Source organism: Streptomyces coeruleofuscus, from assembly GCF_039532725.1.
GTDB lineage: Bacteria > Actinomycetota > Actinomycetes > Streptomycetales > Streptomycetaceae > Streptomyces > Streptomyces coeruleofuscus.
The window spans coordinates 860,637-881,766 of the sequence record NZ_BAAASE010000005.1; the positions used below are offsets into that span (position 1 = coordinate 860,637).

Sequence of the window (21,130 nt, forward strand, 5' to 3'; positions counted from 1 at the left end):
CGCTGCACGATCACGCAGGGTGTTCAGCTCTCGGTGGGCGCACACCACTGCCCGCACGCAGGGGATGCGCGACTCCGCGACCGACCAACAGCCTCTCAACTCGCGCTTTGACGCACCACGCCTGCCTTCCGAACGCCCCCGCGCCCAGTCTTAACGGAAGCTTGACGCGCTCAGCACCCTCATCCACAGGCCATCGCATCACGCTCCGCTTACGCTGATGCGGCCGTCCAGTGATGGCCGGAACCACGCTGAACCGCACATCGGGAGCACGTCGATGGCCACCACTGAGCACCCGCCACCGAGCCGTACGGAGCCCGCTCCACCCAGCCGCGTGCGCGCCTGGATGCTTCAGGGCCTGTCCGACATGGGCAAGGGCGGCGGCCACACCGGCCCCCATGCCGAACCGGAGCCCCCGCACAAGGGGCAGCCCTGGTGGCGCGTGATGTGCCTGACCGGTGTCGACTACTTCTCCACCCTCGGCTACCAGCCGGGCATCGCGGCTCTCGCCGCCGGACTGCTCTCACCGGTCGCGACGATCGTGCTGGTGATCGTCACCCTGGCGGGCGCCCTGCCGGTCTACCGCCGGGTGGCCGAGGAGAGCCCGCACGGCGAGGGCTCGATCGCGATGCTGGAGCGGCTGCTCTCCTTCTGGCAGGGCAAGCTGTTCGTGCTGACCCTGCTGGGCTTCGCCGCAACCGACTTCCTGATCACCATCACCCTGTCGGCAGCCGACGCCTCCACCCACCTCGTGGAGAACCCGCATCTGACCGGCGTCCTGCACGACAAGCAGCTGCTGATCACGCTCGTCCTGGTGGCGCTGCTCGGCGCGGTGTTCCTCAAGGGCTTCCTGGAGGCGATCGGCGTCGCGGTCGCCCTGGTGGGCGCCTACCTCGCGCTCAACGTGGTCGTGGTGGCCGTCGGCCTCTACCACGTGGTCACCGCGGGCCATGTCGTCACCGACTGGGCCGGTGCCCTCACCACCCAGCACGGCAATGTCTTCGTCATGGTCGGTGTGGCCCTGCTCGTCTTCCCGAAACTGGCGCTCGGGCTGTCCGGGTTCGAGACCGGCGTCGCCGTGATGCCGCACGTCAAGGGCGACCCGGACGACACGGAGGAACGGCCGACCGGCCGCATCCGCGACACGAAGAAGCTGCTCACCACGGCCGCCCTCATCATGAGCGGCTTTCTGATCACCACCAGCTTCATCACCACCCTCCTCATCCCCGAGAAGGAGTTCGAGGCGGGCGGCCAGGCCAACGGACGCGCGCTGGCCTATCTGGCGCACGACTACCTGGGCAACGCCTTCGGCACCGTCTACGACATCTCGACGATCGCCATCCTGTGGTTCGCGGCGCCTCCGCGATGGCAGGTCTGCTCAATCTGATGCCGCGCTACCTGCCCCGCTACGGCATGGCCCCGCACTGGGCCAGGGCCGTCCGCCCCATGGTCATCGTCTTCACCCTGATCGCCTTCCTGGTCACCTGGATCTTCGACGCCGACGTCAACGCGCAGGGCGGCGCCTACGCCACCGGTGTGCTGGTCCTCATCAGCTCCGCCGCGATCGCGGTGACCATCGCCGCCCACAAGGCCGGGCAGCGGAACTGGACCATCGCCTTCGCGGTCATCTCCGCGGTGTTCCTCTACACGACCGTGGCGAACGTCATCGAGCGCCCGGACGGCGTGAAGATCGGCGCCTGCTTCATCGCCGGCATCATCCTCGTCTCCCTGCTGTCACGGCTGGCCCGGTCGTTCGAGCTCCGCGTGACCAGCGTGACGCTCGACCCCATGGCGGAACGTTTCGTCCGGGACATGGCCAGCCGCAGGATGCGGTTCATCGCCAATGAGCCCGACCGGCGCGACATCCGGGAGTACCGCGACAAGATCGAGCAGATCCGGCACGACAACGACGTGCCCGGACAGGAGGACTTCGTCTTCGTCGAGGTGACGGTCACCGACCCGTCCGATTTCGAGGCGGGCCTGGCCGTACGCGGCGAGGTGCTCCACGGCCGCTACCGCGTCCTGACCCTGGAGTCCGCCTCCGTCCCCAACGCCCTCGCCGCGCTCCTCCTGTACGTCCGCGACCTGACCGGCCGCACCCCGCACATCTACTTCGAGTGGACCGAAGGCGGCCCCTTCGCCAACCTCCTGCGCTTCTTCCTGTTCGGCCAGGGCGAGGTCGCCCCCGTGACCCGCGAGGTCCTGCGCGAGGCGGAACCGGACCGCAAGCGACGGCCGAAGGTGCACGTGGGCTGAGTCAGGCCGTCGGTCTGCGCCGGCCGAAGCCCCTTCGGGGCGGACGGACCACGATCTGCCCGTAATCGATCTCGCCGGTGATCCGCACGCGCAGCACGACCGGGGCGTCGGCGGCCCGACGCGCCTTGATCTGGGAGTAGTTCGTCACCAGCGCGCCGGTGTCCACCACGACCCCCGGCCGGGTCAGCAGCTTCAGGGCGCCGGCCCGCATGTCCAGGTCGATGTGCAGTGTGTCCCGCGTGATCACCGCGTCGGTGAAGTCGAGCGTCACCTCGCCCCAGGCCGATCGGATCTCCAGGCGCCGGGGCACCACCCAGCCGTCACCACGCCGGGTCGAGGACCCCTCCTGCTCGATCCGGACGACCTCCTGGTCCTCGACGGGAATCTCGCCCACCACCTCGGGCAGATCCACGGTCAGCACGGCCAGCTCGCCCACCGTACGGGCGGACAGCGCGGCCTCCAGCCGCTCGTCGAGCTCCTCCGAGGTCAGCCGGCCATCACCCGCGGCGACGCGCAGCACGTCCACGATCCGGTCCCGGTCCGCGTGCGAGGCCCTCATCTCGAGCGCTCCGCCGGTACGCGAGAGGTCCCCCGCCATCACATGTCCCCGATCTCCCCGGGCGCGGCACACGGCCCACCCACTCGACGACTAACGCTATATCGCGTTATACCCAACGGCCAACCCCGCATCCGCCGTTCCCGCCCCGCGCCCCTATCGTGACCGGCATGCAGTCCTACACGATCGGCCAGGCAGCACGACTGCTCGGAGTGAGCCCGGACACCGCCCGGCGCTGGGCGGACGCGGGCCGCATCACCACCCATCGCGACGAGGCCGGACGGCGGCTCGTCGACGGACGGGACCTGGCCGCCTTCTCGGTCGAACTCGCCAGGTCCGGCACCGTCGAGGAGGACACCCCGTACACCTCGGCCCGCAACGCCTTCCCCGGCATCGTCACCGCGATCAAGCTCGGTGACGTCGCCGCCCAGGTGGAGATCCAAGCCGGCCCGCACCGGCTGGTCTCCCTGCTCACCCGCGAGGCCGTCGAGGAACTGGGCCTGGAGGTCGGTATGGAGGCGACGGCCCGTGTGAAGTCGACGAACGTCCACATCGACCGTACCTGAGGCCCGTAGGAACGCACATACGCACCCAGAGGCCCCTTCATCCTGGCTCATGCGATGCCACAGCAGACTTCCACCTCGCAGATGCGCCAGTATGATCGGCGTACTGGAGGGTCCCTGCGGGCTCTTCCACCGCGCACAGAGGGAGTGGCCCCGAGATGACCCGTTCCGCGCACCGGACACGCCGGATCCTCCAGGTCGCCGGTGCGTCCGCGGCCGCGCTGCTGACTCTGAGCGCCTGCTCCTCGTCCGACCCGGGCACGGACGCGGGCTCCTCCTCGGCGAAACCCTCCGGCACGGTCACGGTCTTCGCCGCGGCCTCCCTGGAGGAGAGCTTCAAGACCCTGGGCGAGCGGTTCGAGAAGGAGCACCCGGGCACGAAGGTCACCTTCAACTTCGGCGGCAGCGACACCCTCGCCGCCAGCATCACCGGCGGCGCCCCGGCCGATGTCTTCGCCGCCGCCAGCACCAAGACCATGGAGATCGTGACGGACAGGCAGGACGCGGCGGGCTCGCCGGCCACCTTCGTCCGCAACCGGCTGGAGATCGCCACGCTGCCGGGCAACCCCGCCCGGATCTCCTCCCTCAAAGACCTCACCAAGCCCGGCCTGAAGGTCGTCCTGTGCGACGAGAGCGTGCCGTGCGGTACCGCCGCCCGGAAGGCGCTGGACGCCGGCGGTGTGAAGCTCACCCCCGTCTCGTACGAGCAGGACGTCAAGAGCGCCCTGACCAAGGTGGAGCTGAAGGAGGCCGACGCCGCCGTCGTCTACAAGACCGACGTGCGGGCGGCGGGTGACAAGGTGGAGGGCGTGGACTTCCCCGAGTCGGCCCAGGCCGTCAACGACTATCCGATAGCCCTGCTCAAGAACGCCCCCAACCCCGGGACGGCGAAGGCGTTCATGGCACTGGTGAGGTCCGCCGAGGGCCAGAAGGTGCTGTCCCGGGCCGGGTTCCTCGAGCCGTGACCGACACCCTGGAGAGCCGACCCCGCCGCGATCGCCACCGCGGTCGGAGCCGGCCGGTGCCGATTCCCCTGCTGGTGCCCGCCCTGGTCGGCCTGGCGTTCCTGCTCCTTCCCCTGATCGCCCTGCTCGTACGGGCGCCCTGGCGCAGCCTCCCCGAGCAGTTGACGAGCGCCGAGGTGTGGGATGCACTCCGGCTGTCACTCCTGTGCGCCACGGCGGCGACGGTGCTGAGCCTCGTCGTCGGCGTGCCCCTGGCCTGGCTGCTGGCCCGCACGCGGTTCCCCGGCCGGGGCTTCGTACGGGCCCTGGTGACACTGCCGTTGGTACTGCCGCCGGTGGTGGGCGGCGTGGCCCTGCTGCTCGCCTTCGGACGCAACGGCGTCATCGGACAGTGGCTCGACTCCTGGTTCGGGATCACCCTGCCCTTCACCACGACGGGTGTCGTCCTCGCCGAGACGTTCGTGGCGATGCCGTTCCTCGTCATCAGCGTGGAGGGCACCCTGCGCGCCGCCGACCCGCGCTACGAGGAGGCGGCCGCCACCCTGGGCGCCTCCCGCTTCACCGCGTTCCGCCGGGTCACCCTGCCGCTGATCGCACCCGGCATCGCGGCCGGTGCCGTACTGGCCTGGGCCCGGGCCCTGGGCGAGTTCGGCGCGACGATCACCTTCGCGGGCAACTTCCCGGGCCGCACCCAGACCATGCCCCTGGCGGTCTACCTGGCCCTCCAGAACGACCCGGCAGCGGCGATCGCCCTCAGCCTGGTCCTGCTGGCGGTGTCCATCGCCGTACTGGCAGCGCTGCGAGACCGCTGGATGACGGCCTCCTGACCCCTGGACGAACCCTCATGACCGACCTCGACGGCACCACGACCGGCGTCCTCACCGAAGGCCTCGACGCCCACCTCGTCGTCGACCGCGGCACCTTCCGCCTGGACGTCGCACTCACCGCCGCCCCCGGGGACGTCGTCGCCCTGCTCGGCCCGAACGGCGCCGGCAAGACGACGGCCCTGCGCGCCCTCGCGGGGCTCACGCCCCTCACGTCGGGTCACCTACGGCTGGACGGCACCCGGCTGGACGCCATGCCGCCCGAGTCCCGCCCCGTCGGCGTCGTCTTCCAGGACTACCTGCTCTTCCCCCATCTGACCGCCCTGGACAACGTCGCCTTCGGTCCGCGCTGCCGGGGCGCGAGCAAGGCCGAGGCCCGTGCCCGGGCCGCCGTATGGCTGGACCGTATGGGCCTGGCCGACCACGCCGGCGCCAAGCCCCGCCGTCTCTCCGGTGGTCAGGCCCAGCGCGTGGCCGTGGCCCGGGCCCTGGCCACCCGGCCCCGGCTGCTGCTCCTGGACGAACCCCTCGCCGCGCTCGACGCCCGCACCCGTCTGGAGGTGCGTGCTCAGCTCCGGCGCCACCTCGCCGAGTTCGAGGCCGTGGCCGTCCTCGTCACGCACGACCCGCTGGACGCCATGGTGCTGGCCGACCGCCTGGTCGTCGTCGAGCACGGCCACGTCGTCCAGGAGGGCGCGCCCTCCCACATCGCCCGCCACCCCCGCACGGACTACATCGCCCGGCTCGTCGGCCTCAACCTCTACCGGGGACTGGCCGAGGGCCACGCCGTCCGGCTCGACGCGGGCCCGGCCATCACGACCACGGAAGAGCTCTCCGGCCCGGTCTTCGTGGCGTTCCCGCCCGGGGCGGTGACCCTGTACCGCGACCGTCCCACGGGCTCCAGCGCCCGCAACCTCTGGCACTGCGAGGTCACCGGACTGGAGACGCACGGCGACCAGATCCGAGCGGACCTCACCGGCGAACTCCCTCTGACCGCCGACCTCACCACGGTCGCCGCGGCCGAACTCGACCTGCATCCCGGCGCCCCGGTCTGGGCGACGGTCAAGGCGACGCAAACGCACGCATACCCGGCATAAGGTACTCGCCGGGCTACCGTGCCCCCATGAGCCTGAGCATCCGCAACCAGCTGCCCGGCACCGTCACCGCCGTCACGCCGGGCGAGGTCATGGCGACGGTCAGGGTCCGCCTCACCGGCGGCCAGGCCCTCACCGCGGCGATCACCCGCGAGGCGGCGGACGACCTCGGTCTCGCGCCGGGCGCCGCCGTGCGCGCCCTGGTGAAGTCGACGGAGGTCTCGCTGGCCACCGCCCCCGTCGAGGGCCTGTCCATCCGCAACCGGCTCCCCGGCACGGTCACGGACATCGCGACCGGCGACGCCATGGCGTCCGTCCGGGTCACCGTCGAGGGCGGCGAGCTGACCGCCGCGATCACCAGGGACGCCGCCGACGACCTCGCCCTGTCGGCGGGGACCCCCGTCGTCGCCCTGATCAAGTCGACCGAGGTGTCCCTCGCCGCCGAATGACGGGAGGGGCCCCGCACCGCGGAGCCCCTCCCCTGCGACCGATCCGGCAGGTCAGTCCTCGTACGCGTCCAGCGGCGGGCAGGAGCAGACCAGGTTCCGGTCACCGAAGGCCTGGTCGATCCGGCGCACCGGCGGCCAGTACTTGTCGGCGACCGAGACCCCGGCCGGGAAGACGGCCTCCTCACGGCTGTAGGCGTGCTCCCAGTCCCCGGCGAGCGTCCCGGCGGTGTGCGGGGCGCCCCGCAGCGGGTTGTCGTCAGCGGGCCACGCTCCGGAGCCGACCTTCTCGATCTCCGCCCGGATGGCGATCATCGCCTCGCAGAACCGGTCCAGCTCGGCCAGGTCCTCCGACTCGGTCGGCTCGATCATCAGCGTCCCGGCCACCGGGAACGACATCGTCGGCGCGTGGAAGCCGTAGTCGATCAGCCGCTTGGCGACGTCGTCGACGCTCACACCGGTCGCCTTGGTCAGCGGCCGCAGGTCGATGATGCACTCGTGCGCGACGAGCCCGCCGGGACCGGTGTAGAGCACGGGGTAGTGCGGCTCCAGCCGCTTGGCGATGTAGTTGGCGCTGAGCACCGCGACCTGCGTGGCCCGCTTCAGCCCCTCGCCGCCCATGAGCCGGACGTACGCCCAGGAGATCGGCAGGATCCCGGCGGAACCCCACGGTGCCGCGGAGATGGGGCCGACCCCCGTCTCCGGGCCCGCCTCGGGCTGGAGCGGGTGGTTGGGCAGGTACGGCGCGAGGTGCTCACGCACCGCCACCGGACCGACGCCGGGACCACCGCCGCCGTGCGGGATGCAGAAGGTCTTGTGCAGGTTCAGGTGCGAGACGTCACCGCCGAAGTGCCCCGGCTTGGCGAGCCCCACGAGCGCGTTGAGGTTGGCCCCGTCGACGTAGACCTGCCCGCCCGCCTCGTGCACCTGCGCGCAGATGTCGGCGACGTGCTCCTCGAACACACCGTGGGTGGACGGGTAGGTGATCATCAGCACCGACAGCTCGTCGCGGTACTGCTCGATCTTCGCCCGCAGGTCCTCGACGTCGATCTCGCCGTCCTCGGCGGTCTTCACGACTACGACCTTCATGCCCGCCATCACCGCGCTGGCGGCGTTGGTCCCGTGCGCGGACGACGGGATCAGGCACACCGTGCGCTGCTCGTCCCCGTTGGCCCGGTGGTACCCGCGTACGGCGAGCAGACCGGCCAGCTCGCCCTGCGACCCGGCGTTCGGCTGGAGGGACACCTTGTCGTACCCGGTGACCTCGGCGAGACGGTCCTCCAGCTCGTGGATGAGCGTGAGGTAGCCCCCGGCCTGCTCGGCGGGCGCGAAGGGGTGCAGCTGCCCGAACTCGGGCCAGGTGACCGGCTCCATCTCCGTGGTCGCGTTGAGCTTCATGGTGCAGGAGCCCAGCGGGATCATGCCCCGGTCGAGCGCGTAGTCGCGGTCGGCCAGCCGGCGCAGGTAGCGCAGCATGGCCGTCTCGGAGCGGTGCTGGTGGAAGACGGGGTGCGTCAGGTACTCGTCGGTCCGCAGCAGCGCGCCGGGAAGCCCGTCCTCGGTGGCCGCGTCCAGCGCCTCGATGACCCCCTCGACACCGAAGGCGGCCCATACGGCACGCAGCTGGGCCCGCGTGGTGGTCTCGTCGCAGGCGATCGAGACGTGGTCGGCGTCGACGAGACGGAGGTTGACTCCGTTCTCCCGCGCGGCGGCCACGACGTCGGCGGCCCGGCCCTCGACGCGCACGGTCAGCGTGTCGAAGTAGGAGCCGTGCACGACCTCGACCCCGCCGTTCGCGAGTCCGGCGGCGAGAACCGTGGCGTACCGGTGGGTGCGCCGCGCGATGCCCTTCAGGCCCTCCGGGCCGTGGTAGACGGCGTACATGCCGGCCATGACGGCGAGCAGCACCTGGGCTGTGCAGATGTTGCTGGTGGCCTTCTCGCGGCGAATGTGCTGCTCACGCGTCTGGAGAGCCAGCCGGTACGCCCTGTTCCCGTCGGCGTCCACGGACACGCCGACGAGCCGCCCGGGCAGGCTGCGCGCCATCTTCTCCTGGACCGCCATGTAGCCGGCGTGGGGACCGCCGAAGCCCATCGGCACACCGAAGCGCTGCGTCGTCCCGACGGCGATGTCCGCGCCGAGCTCACCGGGCGACTTCAGCAGCGTCAGCGCGAGCAGATCGGCGGCGACGGTGACGAGCGCCCCGAGCTCGTGCGCCTGGTCGATGACCGGCTTGATGTCCCGTACGGCTCCGGAGGCGCCCGGGTACTGGATCAGCACGCCGTTGATCTCGCGGTCGGCGATTCCGGCGGGGATGCCCTCGCCGAGGTCGGCGACGACTACCTCGACGCCGGCCGGCTCGGCCCGGGTCTGGATGACGGCGATGGTCTGCGGCAGCGCGTCCGCGTCGACCAGGAACAGGCCCCTCTTGTTCTTGCCGAGCCGCCGCGACAACGCCATGGCCTCGGCGGCCGCGGTGCCCTCGTCGAGCAGCGAGGCACCGGATGTCGGCAGTCCGGTCAGGTCGGCGACCATGGTCTGGAAGTTGAGCAGCGCCTCGAGCCGTCCCTGCGAGATCTCCGGCTGGTACGGCGTGTAGGCCGTGTACCAGGCCGGGTTCTCCATGACGTTGCGCATGATGACCGGCGGCGTGAAGGTGCCGTGGTACCCGATCCCGATCATGGAGTCGAGGACCTGGTTGCGGTCGGCGAGGGAGCGCAGCTCGGCGATCACCTCGGCCTCGCTGCGGGCACCCGGCAGGTCCAGCGCCTCGGCGCTCTTGATCACGGCCGGGACCGCTGCGGCCGTGAGCTCGTCCAGCGAGCCGTAGCCGACCTGCGCGAGCATCTTGGCGCGGGCCTCGTGGTCGGGGCCGATGTGGCGCTGCTCGAAGGGAACTGCCTCTTCGAGCTCGGAGAGCGGAATGCGGTGGGCGGTCATTACGGAGGCCTCCTGGTCGACACGACCTTCGAGGGGCACCACGGCACGGGTACCCGAACGGCCTCCCCCTCTGTCATCTCGACCTGAGAGCTTCACCGGATCGCCCGAAGGCCTCCGGCTTTCACCGTCGGTGAGAGCGGAAGCCGTCGACACCCGCTCTGCTTTCCAGAGTGACCTCGTCCGTGCGGTACGTGAGCCTGAGAGATTCCGGGGAGGATTTGCTCCTTCGGCGCCTCCGATGGTGTCTGGAGGACTCTCCCGCACGGGGTCAGCAGCCGCTGCCAGCGTACCAGCGCGGCCAACGCACGTACCTTCGAGTGGCCGCCTCCCCGATTGTGCCGTTTTGTGGTGTTTACGGATGAGTTGCGACCACGTGGAGGGCCCGTGCGAACCGATATCGATCCGCGCAACCTGATCGGCCGCAAGGCGTTCGACCGCAACGGAACCAGGATCGGCACGATCGACGAGGTCTACCTCGACGACGCCACCGGCGAACCGGAGTGGGCGGCCATACGGACCGGCTTGTTCAGCCGGGACGCTTTCGTCCCACTCGAGCCGAGTGAGCTGATCGACGGCGCCCTTCACGTGCCCTTCGAGCGCGCCCTGATCAAGGACGCCCCCGATTTCGGCGTGGGCCGCCACCTGTCCCCGGAACAGGAACTCCAGCTCTACCACCACTACGGCCTGGACGTCGCCGCACCTACCCCGCTCGCGGACCACGACTTCGGCAAACTGGCAGGCACGGACGAGACGGCTTGAAGCACCGCCAAGCCCTCCAGCCAAGCCGCCCGGCCGTCCAGCCGTCTAAGGAGCGGCGGACCGCAGCCCCACAGCTCCGGACCCGCCCTCCGGCCCGCGGCCGCCCTCCGGTCTCGATAAAACCAACGGCAATGGATCCGCGGGCTCCAGATCCGGATCGTCGACCCGGAAGGTGCGCACCCGCCCGGGCTCCGAGCCGGGCGTCTCGAACCGCACGGTGACCCGCCCCAGACCGCTGCCCTGCACCCACCCGTGCCCGAACGCGGCGTGCCGCACGTCGTGCCCGGCGGGCCACCGCCGCTCGGCGAGCGCCGGCTGCTCCTCGGCCGGCGCCGCGGCAGGCTCCTCGACGGGCCCCCGCGCCTCCGTCCGCTCCCCCGCCGCCTGCGCGAAGAGATCCTCCTGGGTGTAGTCGGCGAGCCCGCTGACACCCACTCCGAGCAGCCGCACACCGCCCGTCGTGTCGACCGAGTCGAGCAACCGGGCCGCCGCCTCGCGGATCACCGCGGGATCGTCCGTCGGACCGCGCAGCGTCTCGGACCGGGTGAGCGTCGAGAAGTCGTACCGCCGCACCTTCAGCACGATCGTTCGCCCGGACAGGCCGGCCCCGCGCAGCCGCCGCACGCACCGGTCGGCGAGCCGCTGCACCTCGAGACCGACCCGCACCCGGTCGTGGATGTCCACGTCGTAGGTGTCCTCGACCGACACCGACTTCGCCTCCCGCTCCGCCACCACCGGCCGGTCGTCCCGCGCGAGCGCCATGGCGTACAGGCCGTGCCCGTGCGACTTCCCCAGCAGCCGGACCAGTTCGTCCTCGCCCGCCTCGACGATCTCCTCGATCGTGGTGATCCCGGCCCGGCGCAGATGGTCGCCCGTCGCCGGCCCGACCCCCGGCAGTGTCCGCACCGACATGGGCCCCAGCATCGCCCGCTCGGTCCCCGGCTCGATCACCACCAGCCCGTCGGGCTTGGCCTGCTCCGAGGCGATCTTCGCCAGCATCTTGGAGGCGGCGAGCCCGACCGAGCCCGTGAGCCCCGTGACGGCGCGTATGTCCGCGCGCAGCCGCGCCCCGACCAGCCGCGCCGACTGCTCGTCCCAGGCCGCTCCCCCGGCCTCCAGGTCCACGAACGCCTCGTCCAGGCTCAGCGGCTCCACCAGCGGCGACAACACCCGCAGCAGCTCCATCACCCGCTCGCTGATCGCCTTGTAGAAGCCGAAGCGCGGCACGAGATACGCGGCGTTGGGCGCGAGTCGCCTGGCCTGCCCCATAGGCATCGCCGAATGCACACCGAAGACCCTGGCCTCGTACGACGCCGTGGCCACGACGCCCCGCGGCCCCAGCCCGCCCACGACGACGGCCTTCCCGCGCAGACTCGGCTTGGACGCCTGCTCCACCGAGGCGAAGAAGGCATCCATGTCGAGATGCAGGATCGTGGGCGCGGTTCTCACATCTCCGATGCTGCCCTACGCCACTGACAACGCCCGGACAACCGCCCCGACGCCTCCGGGGAAACCGCTTTCAGTCCGGCGCGGAAGCGTCCCGCTCGCAACGACCGCAGGGGCACCGCACCGCCGGACGCTCAGACGGCCCGGTTCCGCCGCCGCGCCAGCTCGTCCCCCGGGTTGGACCCGACCAGCGTCTCGCCGGTGTCGATCCGCTCCCCGTGCAGCTGGGACAGTGCGCTCTCGACATCCCGCCACACCACGCCCACGGCGATCCCGAAGACGCCCTGGCCCCCTTGGAGCAGGGCGTGGACCTCGTCCGGCGAGGTGCACTCGTAGACCGTCGCCCCGTCGCTCATCAGCGTCATCCGCTCCAGGTCGCGGAAACCGCGTTCTCGGAGATGCTGGACGGCCGTGCGGATGTTCTGGAGCGAGACCCCGGTGTCGAGGAACCGCTTGACGATCTTCAGGACGACGACGTCCCGGAAGCTGTACAGCCGCTGCGTCCCCGACCCGTAGGCGGGACGCACGCTCGGCTCGACGAGGCCCGTGCGGGCCCAGTAGTCCAGCTGCCGGTAGGTGATGCCGGCGGCCGCGCAGGCCGTGGGCCCGCGATAGCCGATCTGCTCGGACGCCATGGACGTCGTCCCTCCGCTGCTCGGCACGGCCGTCGGTCGCTGCGGAGCGTGATCAGCCACGCCGCCGGGCTGGGGACACCCCCCGCTCGGGCGGAGCCGTGAGCCCGGGGGAGGGTACGGACCGCTCGCCCTGAGACTGCGCTCGGGGCCGCCCCCAGCCGTACCGTCGCCGCTGCTTCTCACGCCGACCTCCGTCCTTGACCTGCCTTCTCGACGGTAGGCAGTCACCAGGGGTGCGTCAACGATCGCCACACTCGCCACGCCGAGTGATAATCACCCTAAGAGTGGTTTCCCGTGCCCCACCGCGGGGAAAGGCTAGCCGAATGCCTCCGATACGGGCCGTGTGACGCTCTCACTCGCCTGCGGCACATGCGGGCAATTCGCCCGCCCGCCGTACATGCGGCGGGCGGCCCCGCCGCGGACCACATCGTCCGCCGGGCCGCCCAGACGTCTCACCGACCACTGATACTCCTCGCCATCCGGCTCTTACCGGAATGCGGAGCTCACTGGCTACTGCTGCCGAAGTCCTCCGGGGAGATCTGGTCGAGGAACTCGCGGAACTTCTCCACTTCGTCCTCCTGCTCGTCCGGGATCGCGATACCGGCGTCGTCGAGCACCGTGTCACTGCCGTAGATCGGCGTACCGGTGCGCAGGGCCAGCGCTATGGCGTCGGACGGGCGGGCGCTCACCTCGACGCCGCTGGCGAAGACCAGCTCCGCGTAGAAGACGCCCTCACGCAGGTCCGTGATGCGCACTTCAGTGAGCTCCTGGCCGACGGCTTCCAGCACGTCCTTGAACAGGTCGTGGGTCAGCGGCCGCGCAGGAGCCATGCCCTGCTGGGCGAAGGCGATCGCCGTCGCCTCCCCCGGTCCGATCCAGATGGGGAGGTAACGGTCGCCTCCCACTTCACGCAGCAGCACGATCGGTTGGTTGGAGGGCATTTCCACCCGGACACCTACGACATCGAGCTCGTTCACACAGTAACCCTAGGCCGTGCTCGGGATGTTTGGGTAGTCGGGCCGGGAACGGGTGCCTGATCCGGCCCTCCGCGACCAGCCGTCTCAGGGCAGCCGGACCCCGAGCGCCGTCTGCACCAGAGCGGCGTGCAGCTTCACCGTGAGCCCCGCCAGCTCCCTGGTGCGGTCCTCCGCATGAGCCCTGGTCTGCGGATTCCGGTGCCGCTTCAACGGGGCCACCACCTGGTCCACGAGCCCGGCCTCGCGGTCGGCGGCGGCCTTCATCACCCGCAGGTGCCGCGGCTCGATCCCGAAGCGCCCCAACTCGGCGATCAGCGAGGCCACCGTGGCCGCCTCGGCGTCGTACACGCCGTTCTCCAGCGGGGTGACGAGCCCGTACGACTCCCACTCCCTGAGCTCCTCCTCGCCGACACCGGCGGCGGCGAGCAGCTCCTCGCGCCCGATCCTGGCCGCCGTGGGCGCCTCGGAAGTCTCGGGCACCGTGTCGCCGTCACGCTGACGCCCCAGCGCCGGCAGCTGGACGGCCTCACCGCGCTCCATGGCCTCCAGGTGCTCGCGGATCACCTTCAGGGGCAGATAGTGGTCCCGCTGCATCCTCAGGACGTGCCCGAGACGCTCGACGTCGTGTGCGCTGAACTTGCGATATCCCGACGGAGTCCGCTGCGGCTCGATGAGCCCCTCAGCCTCCAGGAAACGGATCTTGGAGATGGTGACTTCGGGAAACTCGTCGCGCAGCACGTTCAGCACCGTGCCGATGCTCATCAGCCTGTCCGTGGCGGCGGCGCCGTGCCCGGCACCGCCGCTCGGTGTTTGAAGCATGGACCTTCCCTGACGGACGGACCTTCGCGGGGTTCCCCGGACGGAATCCGGTCAGTAGCCCCGCTGGCTGGCGTAGAAGACCAGCCGGTACTTGCCGATCTGCACCTCGTCGCCGTTGTTCAGGGCGACCTGGTCGATCCGCTCGCGGTTCACGTACGTGCCGTTCAGGCTGCCCACGTCGGCCACCGTGAAGGAACCGTCCTGACCTCGGCGGAACTCCACATGACGCCGGGAGACGGTCACGTCGTCCAGGAAGATGTCGCTCTGCGGATGGCGCCCGGCCGTGGTCAGATCGCCGTCCAGCAGGAAGCGGCTGCCCGAGTTCGGCCCGCGGCGCACGACCAGGAGCGCGGACCCCAGCGGCAGCGCGTCGACGGCCGCCTGCGCCTCGGGGGACAGCGTCGGCATCGGCGTCTGTCCGGTCGTCTCGCTGTCGTAGGCCTCGAGACCGGAGATGGAGATCGTGGAGGTCGTCTCGGACGGACGCTCCGGCGTCGCCCCCGCCCGCAGCGGCGCGCCGCAGTTCGAGCAGAAGCGGCTGTTCTCCGCGTTGCGGTTACCGCACCTCGTACACACCAGGGCCGACATCGGATCCTCCTGCCGCGGCTGCCCACCGGGGGCATTGGACGCATACGGGTCGGAAAACCCACCACCCGTACCTGAGGTTGACGGTTGCCCGAAACCTATGCCGCCGGGCTGCGCAGGGTCAACCGACGGCGCGCCCTGACCTCCGGAAACGTCACCGCCCGGGCCACCGACCTGGTCCCGGAACAGCGGCCGCTGGCCCTCCGCGTCAGGCTGTGCGCGATGGCGGGCGGTCGCGTTGTCGCTGCCTTCTCGCGCGCTCTTGCCGAACAACTTCGCAAACAACTTCACGGGCGATTCCCCTTGACCGAAACAGACCCGCCCGTGGGGCAGGACGAACCCTGACTGAACACTCTGACCGACCCGGACATCCTGACAACGTCCGTCTGCACCAGACAGTTTCCACCACGCACCACCCAATCGGTGCGCCGACCCCCCGCAACCTCATGCCCTCGCCCGACGTCGCCCATGCACCCCCGCTTCACTGGGAGGACGACCGAGCGTAGTCAGGCCGCTTCACCGCCCGCAAGGCGTCCACGACGATCTTGGTCGACCGCTCGATGGTGACCGTGGCCTGTTCCTTCTCGAGAGTCTGCACCACGCCTCCGGGGATGTTGAGCGCCGGCTCGAGGTCCTGCGGCTTGCCGATGACCTTGAAACGATAGGGCGCGTTGATCTTGTTCCCGTCGACGCTCACACCCTTGCCGGAGTCCGTCAGATACGTGCCCGCGACGACCCGCACGCCGTTCACCTGGATCGCCTCGGCACCCGCCGCGCGCAGCTCCTGGACCGCGTCGAGCAGCATGTCCGCTTCGACCGTCCCCTTCGTGTCCTCGATGGTCATGGTGATGCCGGGCCCCTGCGCGGCCACCGTGCCCGCCAGGATGCCGAGTTGCCTCTCCTTCTCGATGGTCTGCTTCCGGGCCTCCTCGGCCTGGTCCGAGCTGTTCTCCAGCTCGTCACGCTGCTTCTCGAGGCCCTGCTTCTCGTCCTCAAGACGCTGCGTACGGTCATCCAGTTCATCGAGGATGCGGACAAGATCTTCCTGACGCGCCCCGCGCAGCGCGCTGTCACTGTCGCTGTTCGAGGCCACCTGCACGGCCAGCCCGAACCCCAGGCCGAACAGCAGCACCGCGACGATGAACTGGGCCCGTGAGACCCGCGGCGGCCACAGCCCCTTCACCAGCCGCTGCCGTCCGGTCAGCTGCGGCTCGGAGTCGGGCTCGGGCTCGGGGACCACCTCCGGTTCGGGCACCGGTACCGCTCCCGATTCAGGGTGGTGCTGGTCCGAGGCGTCCTGGTCCGGGGCGTCCTTGTCCGGGGCGTCCCGGGCAGCGGGCACCGACGCGGACACCTCTTGGGGCAGTTCCCTGCGCAGCCGGTTCCCGGACTCGCCGTTCCCGCCGCGCTGGTCCGCGCGCGTGTCGCCGTTCTCCTCGGGGCGCTTGTCGTCGTGCTCGCTCATCGGCCTCACGCCCGGAACACGTGCCGGCGGATCGCCGCGGCGTTGGAGAAGATCCGGATACCGAGGACGACCACCACACCGGTGGACAGCTGGGCGCCCACGCCCAGCTTGTCCCCCAGGAACACGATCAACGCGGCCACCACCACGTTCGACAGGAACGACACCACGAAGACCTTGTCGTCGAAGATGCCGTCGAGCATGGCCCGCAGGCCGCCGAAGACGGCGTCGAGCGCCGCCACGACAGCGATCGGCAGATAAGGCTCGACCACCGCCGGAACCTCAGGCCGGACCAACAGGCCGGCCACGACTCCCACGACGAGGCCCAGTACGGCGATCACGATGTGCCCTTCTCGCTCTTCTCAATGCTCGGCTGTGCTGTACGTACGATCACACTCGGCGCGGCAGGCAGCCGCAGGTCGTCCTCCACGGAGATGCCTGTCCTGATGCCGTAACTCTCCTGGAGCGCGTTCAGATACAGCCCGTCCGCGCTGTCCTGGAACCGAGTGCTCAGCCGCTGCCCGTCCCCCACCGCGAGCACCGTGTACGGCGGCACCAGCGGCTTGTTGTCGACCAGTATCGCGTCCCCCGCGGCCCTGATCGCGGACAGGGCCGTCAGCCGCTGCCCGTTGATGGAGACGGCCTCGGCGCCCGACTCCCACAGTCCGTTGACCACGCGCTGCATGTCCCGGTCGCGCACCCGGCCGGTGTCGGAGAACCCGGTGGTCTCGCGCGGGTCGCCGTCACCGCCCGAACCGGCGTCCTTGGCGTCGTTCACGACCAGCTTCACACCGGGGCCGTGCACCGCCGTGGCGCCCGACAGGATGCTCACGATCTCAGACTCGGCGCTGCCACCGCTGTGCTTCAGCGCCTCCCGCTGTCGCGCGCTCACGTCCGCGCGCAGCCGGTCGACGGAGTCCTCCAGCTTGTCCGCCGCCTCGGTCTCCCGATCGATCCGGTCGACCAGTTCCTCGCGCTCCTTGGCGACGACCGGAGCGGCGACCCGTGCCTGCGCCGCTCCCACGGTCACGACGAGGGCCGCGAGCACCAGACCGGCGGCCAGCCCCAGCTTCGCCCTGAGCGTCTTCGGCATGCCGGCGTCGCCCGCGGCCTTCTTCCGCGCGGCCGCCTCGGCATATCCGTCGTCGAGGCTGTGGTCCATGACGTTGGTGAGCAACGACATGGACGCGTCCGGGCGCCCGGGCCGCGTCGGTGTGCTCCGAATGGGGGGTTGCTGCGGCATGCCGCACATCGTCGCACGTCGCGGCCACTACCTCCGAACGGCCCCACCGGCGTGCCGGACAGGCCCCGTTGAGGACACTTGTCCGGCACGCACGCGTGCAGGCCGTTCTACCGGCCGGCGCTGTCCACGACGGCCGACCACTCGTCCAGCAGGGCCTGCGCGGAGGCGTCGTCCGGCCCCTCGGCCCACAGGTGGGTGACGGCTTCGGCCGGGTCGGGCAGCACCATCACCCAACGGCCGTCCGTCTCCACCACACGCACGCCGTCCGTGGTGTCCACGAACCGGTCTCCGGCCGCCTCGACGACCCGCCGCATCACGAGCCCCTTGACTGCCCACGGAGTCGCCAGGTCTCGCTTCAGGACGTGCGCCCGCGGGATCCGCGCGTCGATCTGGCTCAGCGTGAGCTGCGTCCGCGCCACGAGCCCGATGAGCCGTACGAAGGCCGCTGTGGCGTCGTACACGCTGCTGAACTCGGGGACGATGAAGCCGCCCTTGCCGTCACCACCGAAGATCGTCCCTTCCTCACCACCGACGCGCGTGAGGTCGTCGGGGGACGTGGTCGTCCACTCGACCTGGGTCCCGTGGTACGCCGCCACCTGCTCGGCGATCCGGGTCGTGGTCACCGGCAGCGCGACCCTGCCGCTGCGCCGCTCGGCCGCGATGAGGTCGAGCATCACGAGCAGCGCCCGGTCGTCCTCGATGATGCGCCCCTTCTCGTCGACGAGGGACAGCCGCTCACCGACGGGATCGAACCGCACCCCGAAGGCGGCACCCGAGGACGCCACGATCTCCCCGAGACGCACCATCCCCGACCGCCGCATGTCGGCCGTCTCCGTCGGCCTGGACTCGTCGAGACCGGGATTGATCGTCAGCGAGTCGACACCGAGCTTCCCGAGCAGGCTCGGCAGCACCAGTCCCGCACTTCCGTTGGACGCGTCCACGACCACCTTCAGGCCGGAGTCCGCGATCCCGGTCGTGTCGACGTTCCGCAGCAGCGACCCGGTGTACGAGTCGAAGACACTCGCCGGGAAGTGCAGGTCACCGATCTCCCCGGGGAACGCACGCCGGTACTCCTGCCGCGCGAACACCCGGTCCAGCTTCCGCTGGCTGCCCTGCGACAGGTCCGCGCCCTGCCCGTCGAAAAACATGATGTCGACGGAATCCTGCACCCCGGGCGTGGTCCGGATCATGATCCCGCCCGCACTGCCCCGGGCCGTCTGCTGCCGGGCCACCGGCAGCGGCACGTTCTCCAGGTCCCGTACGTCGATGGCACTGGCCTGCAACGCCGAGATCACCGCCCGCTTCAGCGCACGGGCACCACGCGAGTGGTCGCGCGCCGTGGTGACGGTCGAGCCCTTCTTCAGCGTCGTCGCATAGGCGCCGGCGAGCCGTACCGCCAGCTCCGGCGTGATCTCCACGTTGAGGATCCCGGACACGCCCCGGGCGCCGAAGAGGTGTGCCTGTCCCCTGGATTCCCAGATGACTGACGTATTGACGAAGGCACCGGCTTCGATGGTCTTGAACGGATAGACCCGCACATTGCCCTGAACGATCGATTCTTCACCGATCAGGCACTCATCACCGATGACCGCCCCGTCCTCGATCCGCGCCGCGCGCATGATGTCGGTGTTCTTTCCGACCACACAGCCACGGAGATTGCTGTGCGGCCCCACGTAGACGTTGTCGTGAACGACGGACTTGTGCAGAAAAGCGCCGCTCTTGACGACCACGTTGGAGCCCACGACGGTGTGCTCACGGATTTCGGCTCCGGCCTCGACCTTCGCGTAGTCCCCGATGTAAAGGGGCCCGCGGAGCACGGCGTCAGGATGTACCTCGGCACCCTCGGCGACCCACACCCCGGCGGAGATCTCGAACCCGTCGATGTCGACGTCGACCTTGCCCTCCAGGACGTCGGCCTGCGCCTTCACATAGCTCTCGTGGGTGCCGACATCCTCCCAGTACCCCTCCGCCACGTAGCCGTAGATCGGCTTGCCTTCCTTCATCAACTGCGGGAAGACATCGCCGGACCAGTCGACGGGCACATCGGGCTCGACGTAGTCGAAGACCTCGGGCTCCATCACATAGATGCCGGTGTTCACGGTGTCGGAGAAGACCTGGCCCCAGGTGGGCTTCTCGAGGAAGCGCTCCACCTTGCCTTCCTCGTCGACAATGGTGATGCCGAATTCCAGCGGATTGGGCACACGCGTCAGACAGACCGTGACGAGCGCACCCTTCTCCTTGTGGAAATTGATGAGCTCGGTGAGATCGAAATCCGTCAGCGCATCGCCTGAGATGACGAGGAAGGCATCGTCCTTCAACGCCTCTTCGGCATTCTTGACGCTTCCGGCGGTACCGAGTGGCTTCTCCTCATTGGCATAGGTGAGCTCCATACCGAGCTCTTCGCCGTCACCGAAGTAGTTCTTGACGAGCGAGGCCAGGAACTGGACAGTTACGACTGTTTCGTTGAGCCCATGCCTTTTGAGCAGCCGCAGCACATGCTCCATGATCGGGCGGTTGGCCACGGGCAGGAGCGGCTTGGGCATGCTTGAGGTCATGGGGCGAAGGCGCGTGCCTTCGCCTCCGGCCATCACGACGGCCTTCATGTCGGAAGCGTCCTCCTCTAAGAGACGACGGTCTAGCCGACTTCCCCCGCGAGGATTGTCCCGCACTTTTGCACCACGGGCCAACGCACCGCTTCGGTGGGAGCAATCCGCGAGTTCAATCGGGCATGGCGTCCGCACGGACCAGGCGGCGGACTTGTACTACGTAGAGGACTCCTGCCCACCAGTACAGCGTTGTACCCCATCCGGCGAACGCCCATCCGAAAATAGCAGCCAGTGACGAGATCCAACCACTTCCGTCACTGAGCAGGAGCAGCGGGAAGGCATACATCAAGTTGAAGGTGGCGGCCTTGCCCAGGAAGTTCACCTGGGGCGGCGGATAGCCGTGCCGGCGGAGGATGCCCACCATCACCAGCAGCACCAGCTCCCGCGCCAGAAGTGCAGCGGTCAACCAGAGGGGCAGAATCTCTCGCCAGGTGAGGCCGACCAAAGTCGAAAGGATATAGAGCCGGTCAGCCGCGGGATCGAGAAGCCGGCCGAGGCTGCTGATCTGGTTCCAGCGCCGGGCGAGCTTGCCGTCCAGGTAGTCACTGACGCCGCTGAGGGCCAGTACCAGAAGGGCCCAACCGTCACTCTGGGGCCCACCGAACTCAGGACGCAGAATCAACCACAGGAAGAGGGGCACGCCGACGAGACGCGCCATGCTGAGGATGTTCGGGATGGTGAGCACACGGTCCGTCTGGACGCGAGTCTCCTGAACCTCCACCCGGGGGCCTCCTGTGGGAAACGAGCCAACGATGCTCCCTGACCTTACCTCAACGCAAAAAAGCTCTGGCTCTTGGGCTGTGCGCCCAAGAGCCAGAGCTCTAAAAGGAGTTCGGCGGCGTCCTACTCTCCCACAGGGTCCCCCCTGCAGTACCATCGGCGCTGTAAGGCTTAGCTTCCGGGTTCGGAATGTAACCGGGCGTTTCCCCTACGCTATAACCACCGAAACACTATGAA

General features: G+C 69.7%; 18 protein-coding genes, 1 rRNA gene, 1 pseudogene and 1 riboswitch. Of the genes and pseudogenes, 7 read left to right on the forward strand and 13 right to left on the reverse strand.

The window, feature by feature from the left end:
- The first annotated feature begins 274 nt into the window (after window positions 1–274).
- Window positions 275–2,253, forward strand: a pseudogene (locus tag ABFX81_RS23355) (APC family permease).
- Between the two features lies 1 nt (window position 2,254).
- On the opposite strand, the gene ABFX81_RS23360 reads toward ABFX81_RS23355, so the two are convergent.
- Entirely contained in the window at window positions 2,255–2,851 is a 597-nt protein-coding gene (locus tag ABFX81_RS23360; protein WP_086850455.1) for a DUF1707 SHOCT-like domain-containing protein, read from the reverse strand.
- A gap of 128 nt (window positions 2,852–2,979) precedes the next feature.
- Here ABFX81_RS23360 and ABFX81_RS23365 point away from each other — a divergent pair, with 128 nt between their 5' ends.
- From ABFX81_RS23365 to ABFX81_RS23385, 5 genes are all read left to right on the forward strand, one after another.
- On the forward strand, window positions 2,980–3,375 hold the full coding sequence (locus tag ABFX81_RS23365) for a TOBE domain-containing protein (protein ID WP_086850454.1): 396 nt from the start codon (window positions 2,980–2,982) through the stop codon (window positions 3,373–3,375).
- A gap of 155 nt (window positions 3,376–3,530) precedes the next feature.
- The gene (modA, locus tag ABFX81_RS23370) at window positions 3,531–4,337 is read left to right on the forward strand and encodes a molybdate ABC transporter substrate-binding protein (protein ID WP_086850453.1); all 807 of its coding nucleotides are present in this window, start codon (window positions 3,531–3,533) and stop codon (window positions 4,335–4,337) included.
- An 8-nt stretch (window positions 4,338–4,345) separates the two neighbouring features.
- The gene (gene modB, locus ABFX81_RS23375) at window positions 4,346–5,164 is read left to right on the forward strand and encodes a molybdate ABC transporter permease subunit (RefSeq protein WP_346138609.1); all 819 of its coding nucleotides are present in this window, start codon (window positions 4,346–4,348) and stop codon (window positions 5,162–5,164) included.
- A gap of 17 nt (window positions 5,165–5,181) precedes the next feature.
- Window positions 5,182–6,258: an ATP-binding cassette domain-containing protein gene (locus tag ABFX81_RS23380; protein WP_086850451.1), complete on the forward strand. Its 1,077-nt coding sequence runs from the start codon at window positions 5,182–5,184 to the stop codon at window positions 6,256–6,258.
- A gap of 26 nt (window positions 6,259–6,284) precedes the next feature.
- Complete coding sequence (locus ABFX81_RS23385; protein WP_346138593.1) at window positions 6,285–6,704, forward strand: TOBE domain-containing protein; 420 nt, start codon at window positions 6,285–6,287, stop codon at window positions 6,702–6,704.
- Between the two features lie 51 nt (window positions 6,705–6,755).
- Here the strand turns inward: ABFX81_RS23385 and gcvP are convergent, their stop codons facing one another.
- A complete protein-coding gene (gene gcvP / locus ABFX81_RS23390) occupies window positions 6,756–9,641 on the reverse strand; it encodes an aminomethyl-transferring glycine dehydrogenase (protein ID WP_346138594.1) in 2,886 nt (961 codons plus the stop codon).
- Between the two features lie 175 nt (window positions 9,642–9,816).
- A riboswitch (glycine riboswitch) is annotated at window positions 9,817–9,912 on the reverse strand.
- 113 nt (window positions 9,913–10,025) lie between these two features.
- On the opposite strand from gcvP, the gene ABFX81_RS23395 reads away from it, so the two are divergent.
- Window positions 10,026–10,400, forward strand: a complete 375-nt coding sequence (locus ABFX81_RS23395) for a PRC-barrel domain-containing protein (RefSeq protein ID WP_086855243.1) — start codon at window positions 10,026–10,028, stop codon at window positions 10,398–10,400.
- A gap of 45 nt (window positions 10,401–10,445) precedes the next feature.
- Here ABFX81_RS23395 and ABFX81_RS23400 read toward each other — a convergent pair whose 3' ends face one another.
- The 11 genes from ABFX81_RS23400 to rrf all read right to left on the reverse strand — a co-directional run bounded on the left by ABFX81_RS23400 (window position 10,446) and on the right by rrf (window position 21,120).
- Window positions 10,446–11,849, reverse strand: a complete 1,404-nt coding sequence (locus tag ABFX81_RS23400; protein WP_086855242.1) for a DNA polymerase IV — start codon at window positions 11,847–11,849, stop codon at window positions 10,446–10,448.
- A gap of 131 nt (window positions 11,850–11,980) precedes the next feature.
- Window positions 11,981–12,664: a MerR family transcriptional regulator gene (locus tag ABFX81_RS23405; RefSeq protein ID WP_346138595.1), complete on the reverse strand. Its 684-nt coding sequence runs from the start codon at window positions 12,662–12,664 to the stop codon at window positions 11,981–11,983.
- Window positions 12,665–12,984: 320 nt separating this feature from the next.
- On the reverse strand, window positions 12,985–13,458 hold the full coding sequence (locus ABFX81_RS23410) for a bifunctional nuclease family protein (RefSeq protein ID WP_003988851.1): 474 nt from the start codon (window positions 13,456–13,458) through the stop codon (window positions 12,985–12,987).
- A gap of 84 nt (window positions 13,459–13,542) precedes the next feature.
- The gene (gene ftsR, locus ABFX81_RS23415; RefSeq protein WP_086855240.1) at window positions 13,543–14,277 is read right to left on the reverse strand and encodes a transcriptional regulator FtsR; all 735 of its coding nucleotides are present in this window, start codon (window positions 14,275–14,277) and stop codon (window positions 13,543–13,545) included.
- A 51-nt stretch (window positions 14,278–14,328) separates the two neighbouring features.
- Window positions 14,329–15,282: an FHA domain-containing protein gene (locus ABFX81_RS23420; protein WP_086855239.1), complete on the reverse strand. Its 954-nt coding sequence runs from the start codon at window positions 15,280–15,282 to the stop codon at window positions 14,329–14,331.
- A 61-nt stretch (window positions 15,283–15,343) separates the two neighbouring features.
- A complete protein-coding gene (locus ABFX81_RS23425; protein WP_346138596.1) occupies window positions 15,344–16,327 on the reverse strand; it encodes a DUF881 domain-containing protein in 984 nt (327 codons plus the stop codon).
- Window positions 16,328–16,332: 5 nt separating this feature from the next.
- Window positions 16,333–16,665 carry a small basic family protein gene (locus ABFX81_RS23430; protein WP_003988855.1) on the reverse strand — a complete coding sequence of 111 codons (333 nt, stop codon included), beginning with the start codon at window positions 16,663–16,665 and terminating at the stop codon, window positions 16,333–16,335.
- Window positions 16,662–17,567: a DUF881 domain-containing protein gene (locus ABFX81_RS23435; protein ID WP_428837206.1), complete on the reverse strand. Its 906-nt coding sequence runs from the start codon at window positions 17,565–17,567 to the stop codon at window positions 16,662–16,664. Before ABFX81_RS23435 ends, ABFX81_RS23430 begins: the two co-directional genes overlap by 4 nt.
- A 107-nt stretch (window positions 17,568–17,674) precedes the next feature.
- Entirely contained in the window at window positions 17,675–20,170 is a 2,496-nt protein-coding gene (locus ABFX81_RS23440; protein WP_086855237.1) for a mannose-1-phosphate guanyltransferase, read from the reverse strand.
- A 115-nt stretch (window positions 20,171–20,285) separates the two neighbouring features.
- Window positions 20,286–20,894: a cardiolipin synthase ClsA gene (clsA, locus tag ABFX81_RS23445; RefSeq protein ID WP_059416752.1), complete on the reverse strand. Its 609-nt coding sequence runs from the start codon at window positions 20,892–20,894 to the stop codon at window positions 20,286–20,288.
- A 109-nt stretch (window positions 20,895–21,003) separates the two neighbouring features.
- Window positions 21,004–21,120 (reverse strand): 5S ribosomal RNA (gene rrf, locus ABFX81_RS23450).
- Window positions 21,121–21,130 lie beyond the last annotated feature (10 nt).

Coding starts and splice junctions, on each gene's coding strand:
- ABFX81_RS23380 (WP_086850451.1), top strand. CDS start 5,182: ATGACCGACCTCGACGGCACCACGACCGGCGTCCTCACCGAAGGCCTC.
- ABFX81_RS23435 (WP_428837206.1), bottom strand. CDS start 17,567: ATGCCGCAGCAACCCCCCATTCGGAGCACACCGACGCGGCCCGGGCGC.
- ABFX81_RS23440 (WP_086855237.1), bottom strand. CDS start 20,170: ATGAAGGCCGTCGTGATGGCCGGAGGCGAAGGCACGCGCCTTCGCCCC.
- ABFX81_RS23365 (WP_086850454.1), top strand. CDS start 2,980: ATGCAGTCCTACACGATCGGCCAGGCAGCACGACTGCTCGGAGTGAGC.
- ABFX81_RS23425 (WP_346138596.1), bottom strand. CDS start 16,327: ATGAGCGAGCACGACGACAAGCGCCCCGAGGAGAACGGCGACACGCGC.
- ABFX81_RS23360 (WP_086850455.1), bottom strand. CDS start 2,851: ATGGCGGGGGACCTCTCGCGTACCGGCGGAGCGCTCGAGATGAGGGCC.
- gcvP (WP_346138594.1), bottom strand. CDS start 9,641: ATGACCGCCCACCGCATTCCGCTCTCCGAGCTCGAAGAGGCAGTTCCC.
- ABFX81_RS23385 (WP_346138593.1), top strand. CDS start 6,285: ATGAGCCTGAGCATCCGCAACCAGCTGCCCGGCACCGTCACCGCCGTC.
- ftsR (WP_086855240.1), bottom strand. CDS start 14,277: ATGCTTCAAACACCGAGCGGCGGTGCCGGGCACGGCGCCGCCGCCACG.
- modA (WP_086850453.1), top strand. CDS start 3,531: ATGACCCGTTCCGCGCACCGGACACGCCGGATCCTCCAGGTCGCCGGT.